This is a genomic window from Mycobacterium simiae, assembly GCF_008370645.1.
Taxonomy (GTDB): Bacteria; Actinomycetota; Actinomycetes; order Mycobacteriales; family Mycobacteriaceae; genus Mycobacterium; species Mycobacterium simiae_A.
In genome coordinates this window covers 1-1,975 of the sequence record NZ_VTZN01000354.1, presented here as the reverse complement: position 1 = coordinate 1,975, position 1,975 = coordinate 1, and the positions used below count along the sequence as shown (strand labels likewise).

1 protein-coding gene is annotated in these 1,975 nt (G+C 70.2%); it reads left to right on the top strand.

Annotated features, from left to right (window positions below; translation table 11 throughout):
* On the top strand, nucleotides 1-1,975 hold a 1,975-nt coding region (locus tag F0Q45_RS25690), incomplete at both ends, for a polyketide synthase dehydratase domain-containing protein (protein ID WP_188113172.1).

The window sequence follows — 1,975 nt, the reverse complement described above, 5'->3', positions numbered from 1 at the left end:
GCTGCACACCCGCGGCCACAGCCCGGCCTGGCACACCCTGTACCCCCAGGCCCGTGCCACCGCGCTGCCCACCTATCCCTTCCAGCACCGCCGCTACTGGCTGGCGCCGGGCGCCGGTGCCGACGTTAACGCCGCCGGACTGGACCGACCCGAACACCCGCTGCTGGGCGCGCTCACCCAGCTGGCCGATCAAGATCAGATCGTGATCAGCGGGCGCCTGTCGACCAGCACGCATGCCTGGCTGACCGGCCACCGCATCCACGACAGTGTTGTCTTCCCGGCCACCGGATTCATCGAACTGGTCCTACACGCCGGTCAACACGTCGACTGCCCCGCCATCGACGAGCTGATCCTGCACACGCCGCTGGTGCTTGCCGACCACGTGCCCACCGACCTGCAAATCACCGTCCACCCGCGTGACGAGCACCAGCGGCGGCCGTTGACCATACACGCCCGTACCGGTGCGGCCAACCAACAACGCGGCGCCTGGGTCTTGCACGCCACCGGCACGCTGAGCGCCGACCAGCCCGACGCACCCGCGCCCACAGCGCTGCCGCACACAACAGCCATCGACAGCTCTGACTTCTACGGAAAACTGGCCACCTCCGGCCGCCACTACGACGGCCCGTTTCAGGGGGTGGTCGGGATCGGACACGACCCGAACAGCCCCAACACCGTCTATGCCGATATCGCCCTGCCCGCCGACGCCGACGCCCACGGCTATGGCATTCATCCCGCCCTGCTCGACGCCGCCCTGCACCCGCTGACCACCCTTGACGACGGCGACGGCTCGACCGGCGCGCGGTTGCCGTTCGCCCTGACCGGGATCACGCTGCACGCCACCGCGGCCACCCGCCTCAACGTTGCGCTGACCCGCATCGCCGAAGACACCTACGCCCTGTGCGCCTGCGACCCCGCTGGCGCCCCGGTGATCACGGTGGGCACCGTGACGCTTCGCCCCGTGGGGGATTCGCTGCCCCAACAAACGCCCCCCGCGGCGCTGGGCAACGGCCTTTTCCAACTGGACTGGCCCGCGCTGCCCCCCGACACCTTCCCCGCCGCTGACGCCGCGCCCACCTGGGCCGTCGTCAGCGACGACCCAGAGCGCCTCGCCCCCGCCCTGCGGCACACCGCTTGCCACGCTGATCTGGCCCATCCCCAGTTAGCCCACGCCGAGCTCGTCATCTGGACACTGCCACTGCCCAACCCCGAACAGGACCCGGTAGGTCGCGTCCACGCCCTGACCCGGCACACCCTGACCCACCTGCAACGCTGGCTGGCCCGCCCCGACACTCTCAACACCCAGTTGGTCGTGTTGACCCGCCACGCCGTGGCGACCAGCGTTCACGACCGCGCTCCCGACCTGGCCCACGCCGCGGCCTGGGCACTGGTCCACACCACCCAACACGAGCATCCGGGCCGTGTCAGCCTGCTCGACACCGACAACGACGACAGCGCCCGTGGGTTGATCGACATCCTCGCCGCTGTGGGTCACAGCGGCGAGCCCCAACTCGCGCTGCGCCGCGGCAGCACCCACATCCCGAGGCTGACTCCCAGTACGTCCCTGACACCGCCGCAGTCCGGCGCCTGGCAACTGGGTACCACCGGCAAAGGCGACCTGACCAACCTGACGTTGGAACCCGCCGAACCGGTCACCGCCCTGGCGCCGGGGCAAGTTCGCGTCGCTATCCGCGCCGCCGGTCTGAACTTCCACGACGTCGTCGTTGCCTTGGGCGCCATCCCAGACGAGGGGATGGGCGCCGAAGCCGCTGGGGTGGTCATCGACACCGCCGCCGACGTGACCACCCTGCGCCGTGGTGACGCGGTGATGGGGCTGTTCCCCAACAACGCGTTCGCGCCGACGGCCGTGACCGATCACCGCATGGTTGTTCGGATTCCGCCGGGGTTGTCCTTTGCCCAGGCCGCCTCGGTGCCGGTGGCGTTCCTGACCGCCTATATCGCGCTGGTGGACCTC